This is a genomic window from Herbiconiux daphne, assembly GCF_024979295.1.
Classification (GTDB): domain Bacteria; phylum Actinomycetota; class Actinomycetes; order Actinomycetales; family Microbacteriaceae; genus Herbiconiux; species Herbiconiux daphnes.
This window is the reverse complement of the sequence record NZ_JANLCJ010000610.1, coordinates 1-580: the sequence shown is the minus strand read 5'-3', so window position 1 is coordinate 580 and position 580 is coordinate 1. Positions and strand designations below refer to the sequence as shown.

General features: G+C 45.3%; 2 protein-coding genes. Both read left to right on the top strand.

From position 1 onward, the window contains the following. Window positions 1-198: hypothetical protein (locus tag N1032_RS26735; protein ID WP_259543696.1), on the top strand; the 198-nt coding region annotated here is incomplete at its 5' end. 1 nt (window position 199) lies between these two features. Then, on the top strand, window positions 200-580 hold a 381-nt coding region (locus N1032_RS26730; RefSeq protein ID WP_259543695.1), incomplete at its 3' end, for a hypothetical protein.

Genomic DNA, 580 nt, shown 5'->3' with positions numbered 1-580 from the left:
GGTCTGGTAGCACGTCGGGCCGTGCAGTTTAAAGACTGCGTTGCTGCGAAGTATGACCTTCGCCGCGAAACTAACTTCCGTTTCTTAACGGGAGCATGTACCGCTCAGGGGAAAGATGGCGGTCAAGTATATGTGAGTCAACTTCGTGCCTTTGGTACGGATGACCATCATGATGTTGACGTAGATCACGGACAATAAAATGTCAATTCGCGTTGAGATTCACAACCATAATGGTCAATGGATTGAAATGGATCGCCCATGCTTTGGGTTCCTTTCATATATTAACCAGTGGGACAGTGACGATATCGAAGACCACTCTGACAACTATGAAAAAGATGGTTGGGAAGAAGATGGTATCGAAGGTTTCGAATCTGGTAATCTGAAGTCTGTTGGTTATATTGAAGAAGTTGAAGCTCAATATCTGGCAGATATTCAGAAAGCTATGGCTGGATTACCTCAGTATTATGGTGGGGTAGAAGTCAATGCTGAATCTGAAAGGCACGGTTATAACCGCGTCACTTTCATGCTGCCACTCCATGATAAGCCAATGCAGGTGCCTACTATTGCAGGGATGATGCTG